This window comes from Sphingomonas parva (ex Maeng et al. 2020), from assembly GCF_004564275.1.
Lineage (GTDB): Bacteria > Pseudomonadota > Alphaproteobacteria > Sphingomonadales > Sphingomonadaceae > Allosphingosinicella > Allosphingosinicella parva.
Map to the genome: position 1 here is coordinate 22,170 of NZ_SPDV01000047.1, position 19,203 is coordinate 41,372.

The window sequence follows — 19,203 nt, forward strand, 5'->3', positions numbered from 1 at the left end:
TCTCGCTTCTTCCTCAGCATCGGCGAACAGCGACGCGCGCGATCTCGCGCCCTCTGGACACCGGTGTCATGGTTCATTGCGCCACGTCTGGCGCCGAACAGGAGGCGGACATGTCCATGGCTCTCGAAATCACCCGCACCGTCACGATCACGCGGCTGCTCGGCGCGGCCTCGCTGCTCGCCCTCGCGGGCGTCGCGGCGCCTGCCTGGGCACAGGAGTCGGCGCAGGAGGCGTCCGATCCTGCCGCGCAGACGCAACCGACCGGGAGCGAGGACGTCGGGGAGCAGGCGGCCGACGCGGCCCAGGAGGACTCCGGGATCGTCGTCACCGGCTTCCGGCGGTCGCTCGCCGAAGCGCTGGAGGTGAAGCGCGACAGCGTCGCCGCGGTCGACGCGATCGTCGCCGAGGACATCGCCAAGTTCCCCGACCAGAATCTCGCCGAGTCGCTGCAGCGCATCCCCGGCATCTCGATTCAGCGCGAGGGCGGCGAGGGGCGGACGATCACCGTCCGTGGCCTCGGCGCCCAGTTCACCCGGGTCCGGGTCAACGGCCTCGAGACCGTCGCCACGTCGACCGAGGGCGCCGCGGCGAACCGCGACCGGGCGTTCGATTTCAACGTCTTCGCCTCGGAGCTGTTCAACTCGATCGTCGTCCACAAGACGGCGGAAGCCTCGCTCGACGAAGGCTCGCTCGGCGCCGTGGTCGATCTCAACACCGGCAATCCGCTGGGCGGGAAGCGCGGGCTCACCCTGGTCGCCTCGGCGCAGGCCTCGTACAACGATCTCAGCGACGACGTCGGTCCCCGGCTCGCCGGCCTCGTTTCCTGGAAGAACCAGGCGGGCACGTTCGGCGTCGCGGTCTCGGCGGCGTACCAGGAGAACAAGACGCTCGAGCTCGGCAACAACACGGTGCGCTGGCAGCAGTCGCGCTTCGACTCGGTGGCCGGCGTGCCGTGCTTCTTCACCAGCGCGACCAGCACCACGCCGGCGCCGAACGCCGGCGGCGTGTACCGGCAGAGCGCCGGCTGCAACGCGGTGGCGCTCGCCTTCCATCCGCGCATTCCGCGTTACAGCGAGGTCGGCCACGATCGCGAACGGCTCGGCCTCACCGGCAGCGTGCAATGGGCGCCGAGCGACGCGACCAAGGTCTCGGTCGACGGCCTGTTCTCGCGCTTCAAGGAGGATCGCGAGGAGAAGCACGGAGAAATTCTGTTCCGCAACAACGAGCGCTTCATCGACGTCGCCGCGTTCGAGATCGATCCCGCGACCAACAATCTGGTCAGCGGCACGTTCAACGACGTCTATGTGCGCACCGAACATTATCTGCGCCGCTCGAAGACCGATTTCTATCAGCTCGGCGCGACCTGGGACCAGGACCTCAGCGACAGCCTGCGCTTCACCCTGCTCGGCGGCTTCTCCAAGTCCGACGCCGACATTCCGATCGAGACGTCGCTGATGTTCGACGATCGCGACGCCACCGGCTACAGCTACGATTACAGCGACAGCCGCCACCCGCTGCTGACCTTCGGCACCAGCGTCACCGATCCGGCCGTCTTCCAGCTCGCCGAGATCCGCGACCGTCCCTCGAACGTCACCAACAGGTTCAGGACCCTGTCGCTGCGCGGCGAATGGGACGTGGCCGACGGCCTGCAGTTCGCCGGCGGCGGCGTCTACCGCCGCTTCCAGTTCGACACCACGGCCTTCCTGCGCGATACCCTGGTCTGCCCCAGCCGCCCGGCCGCCGCGCCCGACGTGGTGCTCGGGACGATCACCTGCACCCCGTCGAACGTCTTCGGCGCGAATGCGGTCTACGGTTTCCCCGCCGGCAATCTCGGCGAGATCTGGGACCTCGGCGCCTCCGGCCAGCCGGGCGGCAACACCAACAGCTTCCTGATCCCGAATCTCGAGGCGGCCACCGCGTTCACCAAGCTCTACGAGCGGCCGCTGCTGTCCGACGTCGGCAACAACCGCGCGGTCGTCGAGAAGGTGACCGGCGGCTATTTCGAGGCGCGGGCCAAGGGCGAGATCGCCGGAGTGCGCTACGCGGCCAACGCCGGCATCCGCTACGTCAAGACCGACCAGAGCTCGACCGGCATCATCAACGGCACGACCGAGGTCACCGTCGAGCGCTCGTACGAGGATTTCCTGCCGGCGCTGAACCTGGCGATCTTCCCGACCGAGAATCTGATCCTGCGCGCCGCCGTCGCCGACGTGATCACCCGGCCGACGCTCGGCCAGCTGACCCCCGGCGGCTCGGTCGACGCGTTCAACTTCCGGGTCAATTTCGGCAATCCGTTCCTCGAGCCCTATCGGGCGACCGCTTACGATCTCGCGCTGGAATGGTATTTCGCGCCGCAGGCGATCGCCTCGGTGGCGGTGTTCAAGAAGGACATCGCCAGCTTCCCGATCTCGGTGACGCGCAACGGCACCTTCGCCGAGACGGGCCTGCCGCTGTCGATCCTTCCGTCCGGCTCCCCGGCCGCGGCCAGCCCCAATGCGCCGTTCCAGATCTCGACGATCGAGAACGGCACCGGCGCCTCGCTGAAGGGGATCGAGTTCCAGCTGCAGGCGCCGTTCCGCTTCCTGCCCGGCTTCCTGAAGAACATGGGCGGCATCGCCAACGTCACCCTGGTCGATTCCGACGCCACCTATACGGTCAGCACGGCCGCGACCAATCCGGCGACCCTCGCGCTCGGCTCGGCGGCGCGAGCCGCGACTCTGTTCGGCCTCTCGAAGCGGGCGTTCAACGGCACCCTCTATTACGAGGACGATCGCTTCAGCGCCCGCGTCTCGGCCAGCTACCGCAGCAAGTTCCTCGAGAACGCCTCGGCGACCGGCAACCAGTTCGAGGGCTTCAATTCGACGATCAACGTCGATGCCTCGCTCCGCTACCGGATCACCGATCGCATCGAGCTGTCGCTCGAGGGCATCAACCTGACCGACGATTTCCGCGATCGGTTCACCGACGTGGATGCCAACCGTAACTACGAATACAACCACTTCGGCCGCACGATCCAGGTCGGCGCCCGATTCAAGATGTGAGGCGTAAGGATTTGATGATGCTCAAGGCGCGCTTTCTCGCTTTCGCGGCGTTCGCCACCCTCTGTGCCGCCCCCGCAGCGGCGCAGACCCGTCCCGAGATCGAGCGAACGATGAAGCGCGCCACCAGCTTCATGGTGGAGAAGGCGTCGAGCCACGGCGGCTACGTCTGGTCCTATTTGCCCGACATGTCGCGCCGCTGGGGCGAGATCGAGGCGACTCCGAGCATGATCTGGGTGCAGCCGCCGGGCACGGCGACCATGGGGCATCTGTTCCTCGACGCCTATCACGCCACCGGCGACGAATATTATTACCAGGCGGCGGAGAAGGTCGCCGGGGCGCTGATCCGCGGCCAGCACCGCTCCGGCGGCTGGCATTATTTCATCGATTTCGCCGGCCCCGCCGCGACCCGGCGCTGGTATCAGACGATCGGCAAGAACGCGTGGCGCATGGAGGAATTCCAGCATTATGCGGACAACGCCACGTTCGACGACATGGGTACGTCGGAGGCGGCCCAGTTCCTGCTGCGCATCTATCTGGAGAAGCAGGACCCGCGTTATCGCCCGGCGCTCGAGCGGGCGGTGAGCTTCGTCCTCGACAGCCAATATCCGAACGGCGGCTGGCCGCAGCGCTGGCCCTACGATCCCGAATATCCCGATTACCAGAGCTACATCACGTTCAACGACGACGTCGCCGCGGAGAATGTGAAGTTCCTGCTGATGGCCTATCAGCATCTCGGCGAGACCCGGGCGCTCGACGCGATCAACCGCGGCATGAACGTCTATCTCGCCGCCCAGCAGGGCGCGCCGCAGGCGGGCTGGGCGCTCCAGCACACGCTCGATCTCGAGCCGGCGGCGGCGCGCACCTACGAGCCCAAGGCGCTCGCCACCCACACCACGGCCTCGAACGTCGAGCAGCTGATGGACTTCTACCGGATGACCGGGGACAGCCGCTTCCTGGCGCGCATTCCCGAGGCGCTCGACTGGCTGGAGAGCGTGCGGCTGCCGGACGGCGTCGGCCCGGCCAACCGCCGTTTCCCGACCTTCGTCGAGATCGGCAGCAACCGTCCGATCTACGTCCACCGCCGCGGCTCGAACGTGGTCAACGGCGAATATTATTGGGATTACAGCCCCGAGGCGACGCTCGGCCATTATTCGGCGTTCCGCAACATCGACGTCCCCAGGCTCCGCCGGGACTATGCGGCGCTGAAGGCGATGCCGGTCGCCGAGGCGACGAAGAACTCGCCCTTGCTCGCGGCGGCGCAGGGCGCGCCGCTGCCGCGCTATTTCGTCAGCGGCGGCATGGTCGGCTCGGACCTCAATGCCGGGGCGGACGCCGGGTCCCCGCGCGAGCTGATCCGCTCCCTCAACGCCCAGGGCTGGTGGCCGACACCGCTCAAGGCGACCAGCCACACCTACAAGGGCGACGGGCCGGCGACGCCGGTGCCGGGCGACTATCGCTCGACCCAGGTCGGCGACGAGACCGACACCTCGCCCTACAATACCGACACGCCCGTCACCGGCATCTCGACCGCCACCTACATGGCCAACATGGCCGCCCTCATCCGGAGCCTCGACCAGCGCCCGTAGCGGTCGGCCATGATCGCGCTTGACCGCTTGTAACGCGCGGGTTACATGTCACCCGCAAGTTACAGATGGATGAGGCGCATGGCGGAAGTGCTCGGCAACAGGCTCTACGAGTTTCGGTTCGAGCGCGAGCTGACCCAGGCGGCGCTCGCCCAGCTGGTCGGGGTGAGCCGCAAGACGATCAACACCGTCGAGAACGGGGTGTTCGTTCCGTCGACTCTCCTCGCCCTCAAGCTGGCGCGCGCGCTCGACTGCCGCGTCGAGGACATCTTTTCGCTCGAGGAGGAAGACGATGACCACGACCTGTGAGGTGACGATCGAGACGGCCGAGCGCACCGCCCGGGCCCGCGCGATCCTGATGACCCTGGCCGCCGTCGTGCTGCTGGTCAGTGCCGCGCTCGAATATGGCGAGCCGGCCTATGGCGCGCCCGGCGCGCGCGGCGCCGGCTGGGTGGTCGTGCTGTTGCTCTGGCTGTTCCTGTTGTGGAACGGCGGCGGGCTGCGGCTGCGCGCGGCGATGCGCGGCCTGATCAATGACGAGCTCTCGTTGCAGAACCGCAGTCGGGCCCTCGCATTCGGCTTCTTCGCCGGCGTGCTCGCGGGCGTCGCGGTCTATTTCGCCGGCTGGCGGACGGAGATCGCGGCGGCCGACGCGATCCGCCTGCCCAGCTCGATTGCGGTCGCCGCCGCGCTGCTCCGCTACGCCTGGCTGGAGAGCCGCTGAGCCGCCGGGGTCAGCGCCTGGCGGGGACCCGCTCGGCGAGCGGATAGGCGATGATCAGCGACAGCGGCTTGCGCCCGCGCTGCCAGATGCCGACGACCGCGCCGTCGTAGAGATAGGCGGTCATCCCCGCGGTCAGCCGCGTGCGGACGCCGTCGGATTCCACCTCGCCTTCGCCCGAAAGCACGTAATAGACCTCGTCGTGGGCGATCGGATGAAGGCCGATCGCCGCGCCCTTGTGGAGCACGCGCCGGCGGAACTCCATCGCCCGGCCCGGCGCGGAATCGCTGATCCGATAGGCGGTGCTCATCCCGATCGCGCCGTGCGGCGGCGGCTCGTCGCGGACGACGTCGCGCTCGTCGATCACCACCATCGGCGGCGCGGCGCCGAGCATCGCCGCCGCGATCAGCAACGGGTTCATCGCGCCGCTCCCAGATGGCCTCGGCGCCGCGCCCAGCTCAGGAACATGGCGGGCCATTCGGCCGCGGGCTTGCCGGCGGCGAGGCGGATGCCAAAGCCGTGGCCGCCTTCCTCGAACAGATGGCTCTCCACCGGCACCTTCGCGGCGCGCAGGGCCTCGGCGTAGATCAGGCTGTTCTCCACCGGCACCGCATTGTCGTCATAGGCATGGACCAGGAAGGCCGGCGGCGTCTCGGCGCGTACCTGCCGCTCCGGCGAGTAAGCGGCGATCTGCTCCGCCGACGGCGATGTCCCGAGCAATTCGGTGCGCGAGCCGGCGTGGACGTTCGGCTCCGCCATGCTGATCACCGGATAGAGCAGCACGGTGAAGTCGGGGCGGGCGGAGACCTGGTCCGCTCTGTCGGCCGGCGTGTAGACCTTGCGGGCGAAATCGGTCGCCAGCGAGGCGGCGAGATGCCCGCCCGCGGAGGCGCCGAGCACCCCGATCCGCTTCGCATCGACGCCATAGTCCGCCGCCCGGGCGCGGATCAGCCGCAGGGCGCGCTGCGCGTCCTGGAGCGGCGCGTCGGGCCCCGCGGCCCATCCGTCGGCCGGAAGGCGGTAGCGCAGCACGAAGCAGGTGATGCCGGCGCGGCTGAGGGGCAGGGCGATCTCCGTGCCTTCCTTGTCGATCACCGCCCATTTGTAGCCGCCGCCCGGGATCAGCAGCATCGCCGCGCCGTTCGGCCGCTCCGGCCGGTAGACCATCATCAGCGGGTCGCGCGTATGGGCGGCGAAGCGGTCGTGGAAATCGGGCGAGGTGCTGCGCTCGGTGACCACCGGCGTCACGGTCACGCGCTCGCCGCCGGGCGCACCGTTCGGCCACAGGCGAACGGTCTCGGACGGATCGGGCGGCCGGCCGCCGGCCCTGGTTTCGGCCGCTGCCGTGCCCGCCGCCGCGAGCCCCGCCACTCCCAGCGCCATCGCGCCGCGCCTGTCGATCCTCATCGGGGGAGACTACCGGAAACCGGTGTCAATTTCAAACCTGTTGAGCCTGCCACGCGCCCCGTCTAGCACGTCGCGATGGCGGCGGGCGCGATCAGGGTCGGGATCGGCGGCTGGGACTATGAGCCCTGGCGCGAGACCTTCTATCCGCCCGGGCTCCCCAAGGCGAAGCAGCTCGAGCACGCGGCGCGCCACGTCACCGCGATCGAGATCAACGCGACCTATTATAAGCTGCAGAGCCCGGATCTGTTCGCGCGCTGGGCGAAGGCGGTGCCGGACGGGTTCAAATTCGCGCTGAAGGGCTCGCGTTACTGCAGCAACCGCCGCCTGCTGGCCGAAGGCGGGGAGGCGGTCGCCCGCTTCTGCGGCCAGGGCTTCACCGAGCTCGGCGACCGGCTCGGGCCGATCGTCTGGCAGCTGATGGCGACCAAGAGGTTCGATCCGGACGACATGCGCGGCTTCCTCGCCCTGCTGCCGCGCGAAGTCGCCGGCGTCCGGCTCAGCCATGCGATCGAGGTGCGGCACGAGAGCTTCCGCGATCCCGCCTTCGTCGCGATGGCGCGCGCGGCCGGAGTCGCGATCGTCTTCGGCGACGGCGCCGAATTCCCCTGCTTCGCGGATTTGAGCGGCGACATCGCTTATGCGCGGCTGATGGGCGCCCGCAGCGAGGAGCCGGCCGGCTATTCGCCCGCCGAGCTCGACCGCTGGGCGGCGATCGCCAGCGCCTGGGCGGCGGGCGAGAGCCCCGCCGATCTTCCCTACGCCGCCGAAGCCGCCCCGGTCCGCCCCCGCGACACCTATGTGTTCATGATCAACGGCGCCAAGGAGCGCGCGCCCGCGGCGGCGATGGCGCTGCTGGAGCGGCTGTGAGCGGCCGATGAATCCCCTGTTCGCGACCATGCCGACGTCGATCTTCGCCGTCATGTCCTCGCTCGCCACCGAGCACGAGGCGGTCAACCTCGGCCAGGGCTTCCCCGATTTCGGCTGGCCGGACGACGTCGTCGCCCGCGCCGCCTCGGCGCTGGCCGAGTCCAACCAATATGCGCCGATGCTCGGCCTGGCGTCGCTGCGCGAGTCGGTCGCCGCTCATTACCGCAGGCATCAGGGGCTCGCGGTCGAGCCAGGTCACGTCACGATCACCTCCGGCGCGACCGAGGCGCTCGCCGCCGCGATCCTGGCCCTGGTCTCGCCCGGCGACGAGGTGCTGCTCTTCCAGCCGCTCTACGATGCCTATGTCCCCTTGGTGCTGCGGGCCGGCGGCGTGCCGCGCTTCGTCCGGCTGGCGCCGCCCGACTGGCGGATCACCGCGGAAGCGCTCGACCGGGCTTTCACGCCGCGGACGAAGCTCGTGATCTTCAACAACCCGCACAATCCGACGGCGCGGGTGTTCTCGGCGGACGAGCTCGACCTGCTCGCCGCCGCCTGCGTCCGCCACGATGCGATCGCCCTCAGCGACGAGGTGTGGGAACATGTCGTGTTCGACGGCCGCGCCCATCTCCCGCTCGCCGGACGGCCCGGCATGGCGGAGCGGACGGTGAAGGTCGGCTCGGCCGGCAAGATCTTCTCGCTGACCGGCTGGAAGGTCGGCTGGATCGTCGCCCCGCCGGCGCTGGGCGGGCCGATCGCCAAGGCGCACCAATATCTCGCTTATGCGACGCCGCCGAACCTGCAGACCGCCGTCGCCTACGGCCTCGGCCTCGAGGAGGGCTATTTCGCCGGCATGCGCAGCCGGTTCGCCGTCGCCCGCGACCGGCTCGCGGCCGGTCTCGGCGCGGCGGGCTATCGGGTGCTGCCCGCCGAAGGCACCTATTTCCTGTGCGTCGATCTCGCCGCCTCCGGCCTCGGCGTCGACGACATGACCTTCTGCGACCGGATCGTGCGCGAGGCCGGAGTCGCGGCGATCCCGCTCTCGCCTTTCTACGCCGAGGCCCCGGCCACCAATATCGTCCGGCTCTGCTTCGCCAAGAAGCCGGAGACGCTCGACGCCGGCGTCCACGCCCTCGCCCGTGCCTGCGGCCTGTTCGGCTGAGCGGGGCTTGGAACGGAAGCGTATTGAGAGAGGTTGAGATGGCGAGACTTCAGGAGACACGTCATGAATCGGACGATCGGAATCAGCGTCGGCGGCCTCATCCTTCTGCTCGTCATCGTCGCCATCATCTTCTGAGGCGAAGAGCCTAGCGCCCCGCGGTCGTCCTGAACCGGGCGGGACGATGGACCCAAGTCATCACCCGCTCGCGCCATGACCGGCGGCTGCGCACGGCCGGCGCCCAGCCGCTCGCCGGGCGCGGCGCCGGCGCGCTCGCGTAGAGCTGGAGCTGCGGCGGCAGGCTCGGGCGCAGGACCAGCCGCTCGCGACCGCGCAATATGTCCTCCGCCTCGGCCAGCGCGCGGACCAGATCGTCCTCGCGGAACGGCTTGGCCAGGCAGCCGATCGCCAGGTCCGGGAGCGGGAAGCTCGGCGCGCTGCCGGTGATGAACAGGCAGAGCACGCCGCGGTCGTGGAGCCTGGCGGCGACGTTGAAGCCGCTGCTCGCATTGGCCAATTGGAGATCGATCAGCGCGATGTCGGGCAGGACGCGGTCGCAGGCGGCGAGGCTGGTCGCCAGATCGTCGGCGAGGCCGGTCACCGCATAGCGGGGGTTGAGCTCGATCATCTGCTTGAGGATCGCGGCGAGGCCGGGTTCGTCTTCGACGATGAGCAGCTTGAGCACCTTGGCCTCCCCGGCGGATCCCTGGCCCAGGCTTAGCCTGTCCTGCCGCGGAAGCGACGGGGGCGGCGCGCTTTTGCGACGGGCGATTCGAAATGCGCGCCGGATCGTTGCGCGCGCGTCCCGATCCCGCGTCGCTCAGTCGCGGTCGGGCGCGCCGAGCGGGAAATAGGCGCGATAGGGGCGTGCCTCGTTCACCGCCCGTGCGAACGACGCACGCGCGAGCAGCCGCCCGCGATAGGCCCTCAGATCGGTGAGCGCCTCCGGCAGCGGCTGCACCCAGTCGGCGTAGAAGAGCGCGGGCGCCGCGGCGCAGTCGGCCAGGCTGAAGTCGGCGCCGGCCGCCCATTCGCGCCCGGCAAGCGCCGCGTTCAGCCACGGATAGATCGTGTCGAGCATCGCGCGCGCGTCGGCGACGCCCTTCGGGTCGCGTTCCTCCGGCGCCCGCAGCGCGTCGCCGACCACCTTCTGCATCGGCGTCATCACATAATTGTCGAAGATCCGGTCGAGCATCCGCACCTCGACGCCCGCCTCGAGATCGTCTGGCAGCAGGCGGACCGGCCCGGGATGATGGACGTGGAGGTGCTCGATGATCGAGGTCGCCTCGACGACCAGGCGGCCGCCGTCGGTGAGGATCGGGAAGCGGCCGATCGGCCAGAGCGCGGCGAAATCCCGCAGCACCTCCGGCTGGTCGGGCTCGATCAGCCGGAATTCGAAGCGAATGTCGTTCTCGTAGAGCGCGATCAGCGCCTTCTGGCAGTAAGAGGAGAAAGGGTGGGCGTAGAGCGCGAGCGTCACCTTCGTTCCTTTCGGCATCGACGCCACCTTCTAGGATGCCGGGATGCCGCCGGCCAAGCCCGGATCGTTGCGGCGGCGGAACCGAGCCGGGGCCTGGCGCTTTCGTGCGGATGCACAGCGGGGAAGGTCGAGCATGCGTGGCGTTCCGAGACTGCAGACCCTGGCGCGCATCGGCTTCGGCGCGCGCGGCATGATGTACGTGCTGGTCGGCGGGCTGGCGCTGTCCGCGGGCCGGACGGCGGACGGGAGCGACGTTCTCGAACGGCTGAACGGCGGCGCCGGGCGGCTGCTGCTCGCGGCGATGAGCCTCGGCTTCCTGGGCTACGCCGTCTGGCGGCTTTCGGAAGCGATCGTCGATGCCGACGGGAACGGCCGCGCCCTCTCCGGCCTGGCCGTGCGCTGCGGCGGCGCGATCAGCGCCATCGTCCATTTCGGCCTCTTCGTGACGGCGGCCTCGCTCCTGCTCGGCGGTCACGGCGGCAGCGGCAGCGGCGAGACGGCGCGCGAGGGCGCGGCGACCGCGCTCCACCTTCCCGCCGGCGGCCTGCTCCTCGGCCTCGCATCGGCCGGTCTGCTGCTCACCGCCGCCCTTCAGTTCCGCAAGGCGGCCAAGGCCGATTTCCTGGGCGATCTTCATTCCGACGCGGCCCGGCGGCGCTGGGTCGAGGTGCTCGGCCGTGCCGGCTATGCGGCGCGGGGAATCGTGTTCCTGGCGGTCGGCTGGTTCCTGCTTCGGGCGGCGGCCGAGCACGATGCCGGCCAGGCCGCAGGCATGGCCGACGTGCTGGCGTCTTTCTCTCCCGGCCTGCGCGCCGGCGTCGCGGCGGGCCTGCTGCTCTTCGGCCTGTTCAGCCTGGTCGAGGCGCGCTTCCGCCGGATCGCGGATCCGCAGGTGCTGCAGCGGCTGCGGGCGCAGGGCGCGCGTCTGGGCGCCTGACCGGCGTTCAGGCCGCCGGTCTCGCTCCCAGCGCGGCGAGCGCGACCAGGCTGATCGCGGCCGCCGCGGTGATGTAGAGGCCGACGAAGAACAGGCCGCCATGGACGGCGAGCCACTGCGCCGCCGCCGGCGCCGCGCCGCCGCCGATGATGCCGCCGACGTTGAACGTCAAAGACGCGCCGGTGTAGCGCACGCGGGCCGGGAACAGCTCGGGCAGGAAGGCGCCGAGCGGGCCGTAGACGAAGCCCATCACGAACAAGGCGAGCGCCAGGAACAGCCCGACCAGGAACAATGTGCCACCGCCGAACAAGGGCCCCATCAGCAGGCCGGCCGCGAGCGCGGCGACGCCGCCGGCGATCAGCACGGCGCGCGGGCTCCAGCGGTCGGAGAAGATGCCCGAGAGAAGGATGCCGAGCGCCATGAACAGGATCGCCGTCAGCTGGACGGCGAGAAAGGCCTGGCGGTCGTGGCCGAGCGTCGTCGTGCCGTAGCCGAGCGCGAAGGTGGTGGTCAGATAGAAGAGCGCGAAGCAGGCGACCACCGAGAAGGTGCCGGCGATCGTCGCGCGCAGATGGTCGCGCAGCAGCTCGCCCATCGGGACGCGCGGCGGCGGCGCCTCGGCGAGCGCCGCGGCGAAGGCCGGGGTCTCGGTCAGCTTCAGCCGCACCCACAGGCCGAGCCCGACGAGCACGGCGCTGATCAGGAACGGGATCCGCCAGCCCCAGGCGACGAAATCCCGGTCGTCGAGCAGCGCGCCGAGGATCAGGAACAGGCCGTTGGCGGCGATGAAGCCGACCGGCGCGCCGAGCTGCGGGACCATGCCGAAACGGCCGCGCCAGCCGGGCGGCGCGTTCTCGACCGCGAGCAGCGCGGCGCCGCCCCATTCGCCGCCGAGGCCGAGCCCCTGGCCGAAGCGCAGCAGGCAGAGCAGCACGGGCGCCAGCCAGCCCGCGCTCTGGTAGGTCGGCAGGAAGGCGATCAGCAGGGTCGATCCGCCCATCAGCAGCAGCGAGGCGACGAGGGTCGACTTGCGGCCGACGCGGTCGCCGAAATGGCCGAACAGGCTGGCGCCGACCGGCCGCGCGATGAAGGCGACGCCGAGGCTGGCGTAGGAGGCGAGCTGCTGCGCCGCCTCGGAGCTCGCCGGGAAGAACAGCGGCCCGAACACCAGCGCCGCCGCCGTCGCGTAGATGTAGAAATCGTAGAATTCGACCGCGGTGCCGACCAGGCTGGCGAGCAGGACCCGACGGTGCGCCGCCGACCCGGTCACCATTCCTCGAGGCCGACCAGCCGCGCCGCCTCGGCCCTGCGCTCCGCACCGACCATGAAGCGGAATTCGGAGAGGAAGTTGGCGCGCACCTGCGGATCGGCCGTGGCCGGCAGGTCGACCGAGGCGAGATAGGCGGCGTCGCGGCCGCTGAGGCCGAGCGCTTTCAGCCGCTCGACCAAAGCCAGCACGTCCGGGCTCTCCCGGCTGGCAACGAACACTTCCATCAGTCTATCCCCCTCATCCGATCAGCCCCGCGGCCGCCATCGCCGCCTCGATCTCCCGCGCCGCGCCGGGCGACGCCGCGACCAGCGGCGGACGGACGCCGCCGCCGATCCTGCCCAGAAGCTCCAGCGCCCGTTTCGCGCCGGCCGGGTTCGGATCCAGGAACAGGGCGCGGTGGAGCGGCATCAGCCGGTCCTGCAGGCCGAGCGCGGCGGCGAAATCGCCGGCCAGGCACGCTGCCTGGAATTCGGCGCAGAGGCGCGGCGCGACGTTGGCGGTGACCGAGATGCAGCCGTGGCCGCCGTGCGCCATGTAGCCGAGCGCGGTCGCATCCTCGCCCGAGAGCAGGTTGAAGTCCTTGCCGCAGGCCATCCGCTCGAGCGAGGGGCGGGCGAGGTTCATCGTCGCGTCCTTGACGCCGATCACGTTGCGGCAGTCGGCGTGGATGCGCTGCAGCGTCTCGACCGAGATGTCGACCGCGCTGCGCGGCGGGATGTTGTAGACGATGATCGGGATGCCGACCGCGTCGTCGATCGCGCGGAAATGGCGGTAGAGGCCTTCCTGGCTGGGCCGGTTGTAATAAGGCGCGACCACCAGCAGGCCGTCGGCGCCGGCCTGCTCGGCGTGGCGGGAGAGCTGGATCGCCTCGTCGGTGCTGTTGGAGCCCGTGCCGGCGATCACCGGCACGCGGCCCGCGGCCGCCTCGACGACCAGCTCGATCACGCGGTGATGCTCGTCATGGCTGAGGGTGGGGGATTCGCCGGTCGTCCCGCACGGCACCAGCCCGTGCGAGCCTTCGGCGATCTGCCATTCGACCAGCCGCTGCAGGCCGTCCGCGTCGATCTGCTCGCCGCGGAACGGCGTCACCAATGCCGTGATCGACCCCTTGAACAAGCAATCGCTCCTTTCGGCCGGCGTGCCGCGGCCCGAAGATCATTATCCTGCGGTTTTGGGATCCCGTCGATGCGCCCTCGGGCGCGGCACCCTTTCCCGAAAGGGCGCGATAACCTATCGCGCAGGAGAGATGTAGGGTAAATCTTCGGGGGAGGGGGATGACCTCTGTCCGGGATTAGGGATCCCGTGCGGGAAGAGGATCGGCACGAGGGCGTCCGCCGGCCGGCGACGTCGTCGAGCCCAGACCACCGCTGCGGACTCCCGACCCGGCTAACCGCACCCGCGTGTAGCGATATCGTCAGGGTCCTGGTCGGGCGAGGGGGTTCTTTTGCTCACTCTGATCGACAGGGCAGCGAAGCTGTCGATTATCGCCCTTCTCCAGGAGAGGGGCTTCAGGGCGAAACCGACACTTCTGAACCGGCATCGAGGACTTCGCGCACTTTGGCCGCCAGGCCTTCGAAGCTGAAAGGCTTGCTGATCAGGTTCACGCCGGGATCGAGGCGCCCGTTGTGCACGATGGCATTGCGGGTGTACCCGGTCGTGAAAAGCACCTTGATCGCGGGACGCCGGCGCTTCGCCTCGTCAGCCAGGCGACGACCGTCCATGCCTTCCGGCAGAACCACGTCGGTGAACAGCAGATCTACGTCATGCGCAGCCTGCAGAACCTCGAGGGCGCTTCGGCCATTCGCCGCTTCGAGTACGCGATAGCCGAGCTCGCGAAGGATGCCGGTGCTGAAGGCGCGCAGGTCATCGTGATCCTCTACGACGAGGATGGTCTCCAGGCCTCCGTGCGTGAGTGGCTGCGGGCGCGCGCGTTCGGACTCCGGGGGCGCAACCTCGGCCATCAGCCGCGGAAGGTAGATCTTGACCGTCGTACCCTCGTCGACTTCGCTGTAGATCCGGAGATGTCCGCCCGATTGCCGAACGAACCCGTAGACCTGGCTGAGACCGAGACCGGTCCCTTTGCCGACCTCCTTCGTCGTGAAGAATGGCTCGAAGACATGCGCAAGGGTCTCGGGCGCCATGCCGGTTCCGGTGTCGCTCACTGCGATGAGAACGTACTGACCCGGCGGCACCGGCTCGGGTACCTGCGCGACGTAACTCTCATCCAGATAGGCATTGCTGGTCTCGATCGTCAGCCGTCCTCCAGCCGGCATCGCGTCCTTGGCGTTCACCGCCAGATTGACCAGGGCGTTCTCCAGCTCGTTCGCGTCAGCCTGGGTGCGCCACAGCCCGCCCCCGCTGACCGTCTCCAGCGATATGGTCTCGCCCAGGGTCCTTTGCAGCAGATCGGCAAGGTTGGTGATCAGGCGACCGGCGTCGAGCGGCTTCGGGTCCAATGGCTGGCGGCGCGCGAAAGCCAGCAGCCGCGCGGTCAGCGTCGCGGCGCGCTCGCCGGCGTGCAGCGCCATGCGGGCCGATCGCTCGATCCGCTCCGTCTGCGCCGAACGGGGCAGGGAGGGCATCTGTCGAATCATGGTGTCGAGGCCGCCGAGGATCACGGTGAGGAGGTTGTTGAAATCGTGCGCGACGCCGCCGGTCAGCTGGCCGATCGCCTCCATCTTTTGAGACTGGCGAAGCGCCTCCTCGGCCCTCATGCGCTCCTCGACCGCCTCGGCGACGCGGGCTTCCAGCGTCGCGTTCAGCTCCCGCAGCTCCGCGCTGGCCTGCTCGGCGGACCTGCGGGCGTGCAGCAGTTCCTGCTCGTAGCGTCGCCGGTCGGTGGCGTTGAAGACGGTAATCCGCGTGAAGCGAACCTGCCCCGCCTCGTCCCGGCGTTCGACGGCGTTCACCAGGACCGGCAGCATTGTCCCGTCGGATCGCACCATCTCCAGCGCGACCTCGTCGAAGGAGCCCTGCATCCTGAGCAGGGGCGCGAAGTGCGTCTCGTAGAAGATCTTGCCGGCGATATTCAGCAGATCGGGAAAACGGCGGCCGACAAGCTCGTGAGGGGCGCTGCCCAGCCACTTCGCCAAGGTGCTGTTGACCCGGAGGATGCGGCAGTCCGCCTGCGCGGACACGTAACCACAGGGCGCATGCTCGAACAGGTCGTCGACATCGTCCGCGCCCAAAGGCTCGAACGTCGTATCTGGATCAGGCCCGGACAAAGGACTGGATCGCGGCGATCGTCTCTTCAGGGGCGCTCAGGTTCGGGCAGTGACCGGTGGCCGCCATCAGCACGAGCTCGCTGCGCGGGAGGCTGCGATGCACGAACTCGCCCACGCTGCGTGGCGCGATCACGTCCTCCGAACATTGCAGCACCAGCACACGCGCCGACACACCCGCCAGGTCGGCCCGGTTGTCGGAGAGGAAGGTGACGCGCGCAAAGGCCTTCGCGATCTCCGGATCGGTGCGGCAGAAGCTGTTGGTGAGCTCTTCGCCCAGCTCCGGCCGATCGGCATTGCCCATGATCACCGGTGCCATGGCCTGCGACCAGCCCATGTGATTGCTGTCGAGGAAGTCCAGCAACTCGTGGATCTGCGCTTCGCTGAAGCCGCCGACATAGTCGCCGTCGTCGATGTAGCGCGGCGACGGCCCGACGAGCACCAGTTCGGAGAACAGCTCGGGTGCCTGCTTCGCGGCGAGGATGCCGATCATCGCGCTCACCGAATGGCCGACGAAGACGCCGCCGCGCACGCCCAATGCGCGGCAGAGCTCGACGACGTCGTCGGCGTAGCCGTCGAGCGAGGCGTATCTGACAGGGTCGTAGGCCTCGAGATCCGATCCGCCCGCGCCGACATGATCGAACAGCACGGTCTGGAATTCGTCCTCGAAAGCGGGCGCGACGTAGCGCCACATGTTCTGATCGCAGCCGAAGCCATGGGCGAAGACCATCGCCCGGGAACCCTGGCCGCGAAGGTGAACATTATGTCGCGTCAACGGGGACAAGCCTACTCTCCCGGAAGGTTTGCGGTGCCACTAGCACCGGCAAACCTCGCTTGCCAATCGCGACGCCGCCCGGCACGTCGATGCCGTCGGGGGGCGTCCACCCCATCACCGTAAGGTCACCGCAACGACCACCGTAACGGCAGCATCAATTACGGTGACACTCGACTTAATTGGCGCAATCTGGAATTACGGTGACACTCCACTAGGGAATTACGCGAATTACGGTGACACTCCACTTAATGGACGCAATCTGGGGGTTGTGAGAGCCTGAATTACGGTGACACTCCACGTAATTGACACAGTCTGGGGGCCGTGAGAGCCTCGTTCCATGGCCCGTCTCGCCCGAGCTGTCTTTCCCGGCATCCCGCACCACGTGACGCAGCGTGGCAACGGGCGCCAGCAGACGTTCTTCGAGGATGCCGATTATGCGGCCTATCGCGATCTCCTGGCGGCTCGGGCGCGTTCCGCGGGCGTCGAGGTGTGGGCGTGGGTTCTGATGCCCAATCATGTTCACATGATCCTGGTACCGAGCGACCCCGGCGGGATTGGCCGGGCAATGTCGGCCGTGCACGGCCGCTATGCGGGGCGTATCCACGCGCGCCTGAAACGGACGGGTCACTTCTGGCAAGGGCGTTTCGGTTGCGTGGCGATGGATGAGGATCACCTCGCCGCGGCATTGCGGTACATTGCGCTGAACCCGGTGCGCGCCGGCCTTGTCGACCGTGCGGAGGCCTGGCGCTGGTCCAGCGTCCATGCTCACCTGGACCCCGAGACCGAAGATGGTGTGACGACGGTCGCGCCGGTCCGGGAGCGGTTCCCCGATTTCGCGGCGATCCTTGCTGCGGGTGAAGATGCGGAAATGACGATGCGCCTGCGAAAGGCGGAGTCGATCGGGCGGCCGGTGGGGAGCGAGGCGTTCGTCACCCGCCTCGAGAGCGCCACGGGGCGCACGCTCCTGCCGCGAAAGCGCGGGCCGAAGCCGAAGCAATTGAGTGGAGTGTCACCGTAACCCAATAATTCCGGCCAAGAGCACGATTGCAACCAAGATAAGCACTATATTGCGCCACCAGGACATGATCCGCACAGAACCAAGAAATACTGATCGCCTGCCCCCGTCGTTCGCCTCGGAGTGCGGCCGTTCCGGTCCGCGCACTACGGACCGCATTATCAAGCCGCCGACGAGTAAGAACAGGCCAGCTCCAGCAGAAATTATTAGGAGGTAGGCTGCTCTGTCCTCCTCAGGAACCGAGGTCATGGCATCGGCGGTGATCGGAACGCCTCCTGCGAAGTGAGCGATGCACATAGCTACAGTTGCGAAGAGTATGCAGCCGCCAACGAAGATCAACTTTCGACTTGTTGCGCGGAAATACTCACGCTCGCTTCTAGGCGCACTTATGAATGACTTTAGGTTTCTCATTGTGAATCCATTTTATTTGGCTTTGCATCGAAAGTACCTAGGGGATAGAATTACGGTGACACTCCACTTAATTGACGCAATCTGGGGGTTGCGAGAGCCTCGTTCCATGGCCCGTCTCGCCCGAGCTGTCTTTCCCGGCATCCCGCACCACGTGACGCAGCGTGGCAACGGGCGCCAGCAGACGTTCTTCGAGGATGCCGATTATGCGGCCTATCGCGATCTCCTGGCGGCTCGGGCGCGTTCCGCGGGCGTCGAGGTGTGGGCGTGGGTTCTGATGCCCAATCATGTTCACATGATCCTGGTACCGAGCGACCCCGGCGGGATTGGCCGGGCAATGTCGGCCGTGCACGGCCGCTATGCGGGGCGTATCCACGCGCGCCTGAAACGGACGGGTCACTTCTGGCAAGGGCGTTTCGGTTGCGTGGCGATGGATGAGGATCACCTCGCCGCGGCATTGCGGTACATTGCGCTGAACCCGGTGCGCGCCGGCCTTGTCGACCGTGCGGAGGCCTGGCGCTGGTCCAGCGTCCATGCTCACCTGGACCCCGAGACCGAAGATGGTGTGACGACGGTCGCGCCGGTCCGGGAGCGGTTCCCCGATTTCGCGGCGATCCTTGCTGCGGGTGAAGATGCGGAAATGACGATGCGCCTGCGAAAGGCGGAGTCGATCGGGCGGCCGGTGGGGAGCGAGGCGTTCGTCACCCGCCTCGAGAGCGCCACGGGGCGCACGCTCCTGCCGCGAAAGCGCGGGCCGAAGCCGAAGCAATTGAGTGGAGTGTCACCGTAACCCAATAATTCCGGCCAAGAGCACGATTGCAACCAAGATAAGCACTATATTGCGCCACCAGGACATGATCCGCACAGAACCAAGAAATACTGATCGCCTGCCCCCGTCGTTCGCCTCGGAGTGCGGCCGTTCCGGTCCGCGCACTACGGACCGCATTATCAAGCCGCCGACGAGTAAGAACAGGCCAGCTCCAGCAGAAATTATTAGGAGGTAGGCTGCTCTGTCCTCCTCAGGAACCGAGGTCATGGCATCGGCGGTGATCGGAACGCCTCCTGCGAAGTGAGCGATGCACATAGCTACAGTTGCGAAGAGTATGCAGCCGCCAACGAAGATCAACTTTCGACTTGTTGCGCGGAAATACTCACGCTCGCTTCTAGGCGCACTTATGAATGACTTTAGGTTTCTCATTGTGAATCCATTTTATTTGGCTTTGCATCGAAAGTACCTAGGGGATAGAATTACGGTGACACTCCACTTAATTGACGCAATCTGGGGGTTGCGAGAGCCTCGTTCCATGGCCCGTCTCGCCCGA

General features: G+C 68.1%; 18 protein-coding genes. 9 read left to right on the forward strand and 9 right to left on the reverse strand.

Annotation, left to right across the window (positions count from 1 at the left end):
- The first annotated feature begins 110 nt into the window (after nt 1–110).
- The 4 genes from E2493_RS17920 to E2493_RS17935 all read left to right on the forward strand — a co-directional run bounded on the left by E2493_RS17920 (nt 111) and on the right by E2493_RS17935 (nt 5,348).
- Nucleotides 111–3,041, forward strand: coding sequence for a TonB-dependent receptor (locus E2493_RS17920; RefSeq protein ID WP_404828336.1), 2,931 nt, complete (start codon nt 111–113; stop codon nt 3,039–3,041).
- Nucleotides 3,042–3,058: 17 nt separating this feature from the next.
- Nucleotides 3,059–4,627, forward strand: coding sequence for a pectate lyase (locus E2493_RS17925; protein WP_225421575.1), 1,569 nt, complete (start codon nt 3,059–3,061; stop codon nt 4,625–4,627).
- Nucleotides 4,628–4,705: 78 nt separating this feature from the next.
- Nucleotides 4,706–4,933, forward strand: a complete 228-nt coding sequence (locus E2493_RS17930; protein ID WP_135089657.1) for a helix-turn-helix transcriptional regulator — start codon at nt 4,706–4,708, stop codon at nt 4,931–4,933.
- A complete protein-coding gene (locus E2493_RS17935; protein WP_135089659.1) occupies nt 4,917–5,348 on the forward strand; it encodes a hypothetical protein in 432 nt (143 codons plus the stop codon). The genes E2493_RS17930 and E2493_RS17935 overlap by 17 nt, the downstream gene beginning before the upstream one ends.
- A gap of 10 nt (nt 5,349–5,358) precedes the next feature.
- Here E2493_RS17935 and E2493_RS17940 read toward each other — a convergent pair whose 3' ends face one another.
- Entirely contained in the window at nt 5,359–5,766 is a 408-nt protein-coding gene (locus E2493_RS17940; protein WP_135089661.1) for a cupin domain-containing protein, read from the reverse strand.
- Entirely contained in the window at nt 5,763–6,752 is a 990-nt protein-coding gene (locus E2493_RS17945; protein WP_135089663.1) for an alpha/beta hydrolase, read from the reverse strand. The genes E2493_RS17940 and E2493_RS17945 overlap by 4 nt, the downstream gene beginning before the upstream one ends.
- Nucleotides 6,753–6,827: 75 nt before the next feature.
- On the opposite strand from E2493_RS17945, the gene E2493_RS17950 reads away from it, so the two are divergent.
- Complete coding sequence (locus E2493_RS17950; RefSeq protein WP_135089665.1) at nt 6,828–7,619, forward strand: DUF72 domain-containing protein; 792 nt, start codon at nt 6,828–6,830, stop codon at nt 7,617–7,619.
- A gap of 7 nt (nt 7,620–7,626) precedes the next feature.
- On the forward strand, nt 7,627–8,778 hold the full coding sequence (locus E2493_RS17955) for an aminotransferase (protein ID WP_135089667.1): 1,152 nt from the start codon (nt 7,627–7,629) through the stop codon (nt 8,776–8,778).
- 145 nt (nt 8,779–8,923) lie between these two features.
- On the opposite strand, the gene E2493_RS17960 is transcribed toward E2493_RS17955, so the two are convergent.
- Nucleotides 8,924–9,460: a response regulator gene (locus E2493_RS17960; protein ID WP_135089669.1), complete on the reverse strand. Its 537-nt coding sequence runs from the start codon at nt 9,458–9,460 to the stop codon at nt 8,924–8,926.
- Nucleotides 9,461–9,595: 135 nt separating this feature from the next.
- Nucleotides 9,596–10,273, reverse strand: a complete 678-nt coding sequence (locus E2493_RS17965; RefSeq protein ID WP_225421576.1) for a glutathione S-transferase family protein — start codon at nt 10,271–10,273, stop codon at nt 9,596–9,598.
- 115 nt (nt 10,274–10,388) lie between these two features.
- On the opposite strand from E2493_RS17965, the gene E2493_RS17970 reads away from it, so the two are divergent.
- The gene (locus E2493_RS17970; protein WP_167737616.1) at nt 10,389–11,192 is read left to right on the forward strand and encodes a DUF1206 domain-containing protein; all 804 of its coding nucleotides are present in this window, start codon (nt 10,389–10,391) and stop codon (nt 11,190–11,192) included.
- A 7-nt stretch (nt 11,193–11,199) separates the two neighbouring features.
- On the opposite strand, the gene E2493_RS17975 is transcribed toward E2493_RS17970, so the two are convergent.
- The 5 genes from E2493_RS17975 to E2493_RS17995 all read right to left on the reverse strand — a co-directional run bounded on the left by E2493_RS17975 (nt 11,200) and on the right by E2493_RS17995 (nt 16,458).
- Nucleotides 11,200–12,465, reverse strand: coding sequence for an MFS transporter (locus E2493_RS17975; protein WP_135089674.1), 1,266 nt, complete (start codon nt 12,463–12,465; stop codon nt 11,200–11,202).
- Nucleotides 12,459–12,686, reverse strand: coding sequence for a hypothetical protein (locus E2493_RS17980; protein WP_135089676.1), 228 nt, complete (start codon nt 12,684–12,686; stop codon nt 12,459–12,461). Before E2493_RS17980 ends, E2493_RS17975 begins: the two co-directional genes overlap by 7 nt.
- Before the next feature lie 13 nt (nt 12,687–12,699).
- Nucleotides 12,700–13,578, reverse strand: a complete 879-nt coding sequence (dapA, locus tag E2493_RS17985; RefSeq protein WP_135089678.1) for a 4-hydroxy-tetrahydrodipicolinate synthase — start codon at nt 13,576–13,578, stop codon at nt 12,700–12,702.
- A 392-nt stretch (nt 13,579–13,970) separates the two neighbouring features.
- Nucleotides 13,971–15,650 carry a PAS domain-containing hybrid sensor histidine kinase/response regulator gene (locus E2493_RS17990; protein WP_225421577.1) on the reverse strand — a complete coding sequence of 560 codons (1,680 nt, stop codon included), beginning with the start codon at nt 15,648–15,650 and terminating at the stop codon, nt 13,971–13,973.
- A 22-nt stretch (nt 15,651–15,672) separates the two neighbouring features.
- Nucleotides 15,673–16,458, reverse strand: a complete 786-nt coding sequence (locus tag E2493_RS17995; protein WP_225421578.1) for an alpha/beta fold hydrolase — start codon at nt 16,456–16,458, stop codon at nt 15,673–15,675.
- 337 nt (nt 16,459–16,795) lie between these two features.
- Between E2493_RS17995 and E2493_RS18000 the strand changes: the two genes are divergently transcribed.
- Nucleotides 16,796–17,476, forward strand: a complete 681-nt coding sequence (locus tag E2493_RS18000) for a transposase (RefSeq protein ID WP_135089684.1) — start codon at nt 16,796–16,798, stop codon at nt 17,474–17,476.
- A 514-nt stretch (nt 17,477–17,990) separates the two neighbouring features.
- Nucleotides 17,991–18,671, forward strand: coding sequence for a transposase (locus tag E2493_RS18005; protein WP_135089684.1), 681 nt, complete (start codon nt 17,991–17,993; stop codon nt 18,669–18,671).
- Nucleotides 18,672–19,203 lie beyond the last annotated feature (532 nt).

Excerpts from the sequence above, each read along its gene's own strand:
- E2493_RS17920 (WP_404828336.1), top strand. The coding sequence starts at position 111 with ATGTCCATGGCTCTCGAAATCACCCGCACCGTCACGATCACGCGGCTG.
- E2493_RS17925 (WP_225421575.1), top strand. The coding sequence starts at position 3,059 with ATGCTCAAGGCGCGCTTTCTCGCTTTCGCGGCGTTCGCCACCCTCTGT.
- E2493_RS17930 (WP_135089657.1), top strand. The coding sequence starts at position 4,706 with ATGGCGGAAGTGCTCGGCAACAGGCTCTACGAGTTTCGGTTCGAGCGC.
- E2493_RS17935 (WP_135089659.1), top strand. The coding sequence starts at position 4,917 with ATGACCACGACCTGTGAGGTGACGATCGAGACGGCCGAGCGCACCGCC.
- E2493_RS17940 (WP_135089661.1), bottom strand. The coding sequence starts at position 5,766 with ATGAACCCGTTGCTGATCGCGGCGGCGATGCTCGGCGCCGCGCCGCCG.
- E2493_RS17945 (WP_135089663.1), bottom strand. The coding sequence starts at position 6,752 with ATGAGGATCGACAGGCGCGGCGCGATGGCGCTGGGAGTGGCGGGGCTC.
- E2493_RS17950 (WP_135089665.1), top strand. The coding sequence starts at position 6,828 with ATGGCGGCGGGCGCGATCAGGGTCGGGATCGGCGGCTGGGACTATGAG.
- E2493_RS17955 (WP_135089667.1), top strand. The coding sequence starts at position 7,627 with ATGAATCCCCTGTTCGCGACCATGCCGACGTCGATCTTCGCCGTCATG.
- E2493_RS17965 (WP_225421576.1), bottom strand. The coding sequence starts at position 10,273 with ATGCCGAAAGGAACGAAGGTGACGCTCGCGCTCTACGCCCACCCTTTC.
- E2493_RS17970 (WP_167737616.1), top strand. The coding sequence starts at position 10,389 with ATGCGTGGCGTTCCGAGACTGCAGACCCTGGCGCGCATCGGCTTCGGC.
- E2493_RS17975 (WP_135089674.1), bottom strand. The coding sequence starts at position 12,465 with ATGGTGACCGGGTCGGCGGCGCACCGTCGGGTCCTGCTCGCCAGCCTG.
- E2493_RS17980 (WP_135089676.1), bottom strand. The coding sequence starts at position 12,686 with ATGGAAGTGTTCGTTGCCAGCCGGGAGAGCCCGGACGTGCTGGCTTTG.
- E2493_RS18000 (WP_135089684.1), top strand. The coding sequence starts at position 16,796 with ATGGCCCGTCTCGCCCGAGCTGTCTTTCCCGGCATCCCGCACCACGTG.
- E2493_RS18005 (WP_135089684.1), top strand. The coding sequence starts at position 17,991 with ATGGCCCGTCTCGCCCGAGCTGTCTTTCCCGGCATCCCGCACCACGTG.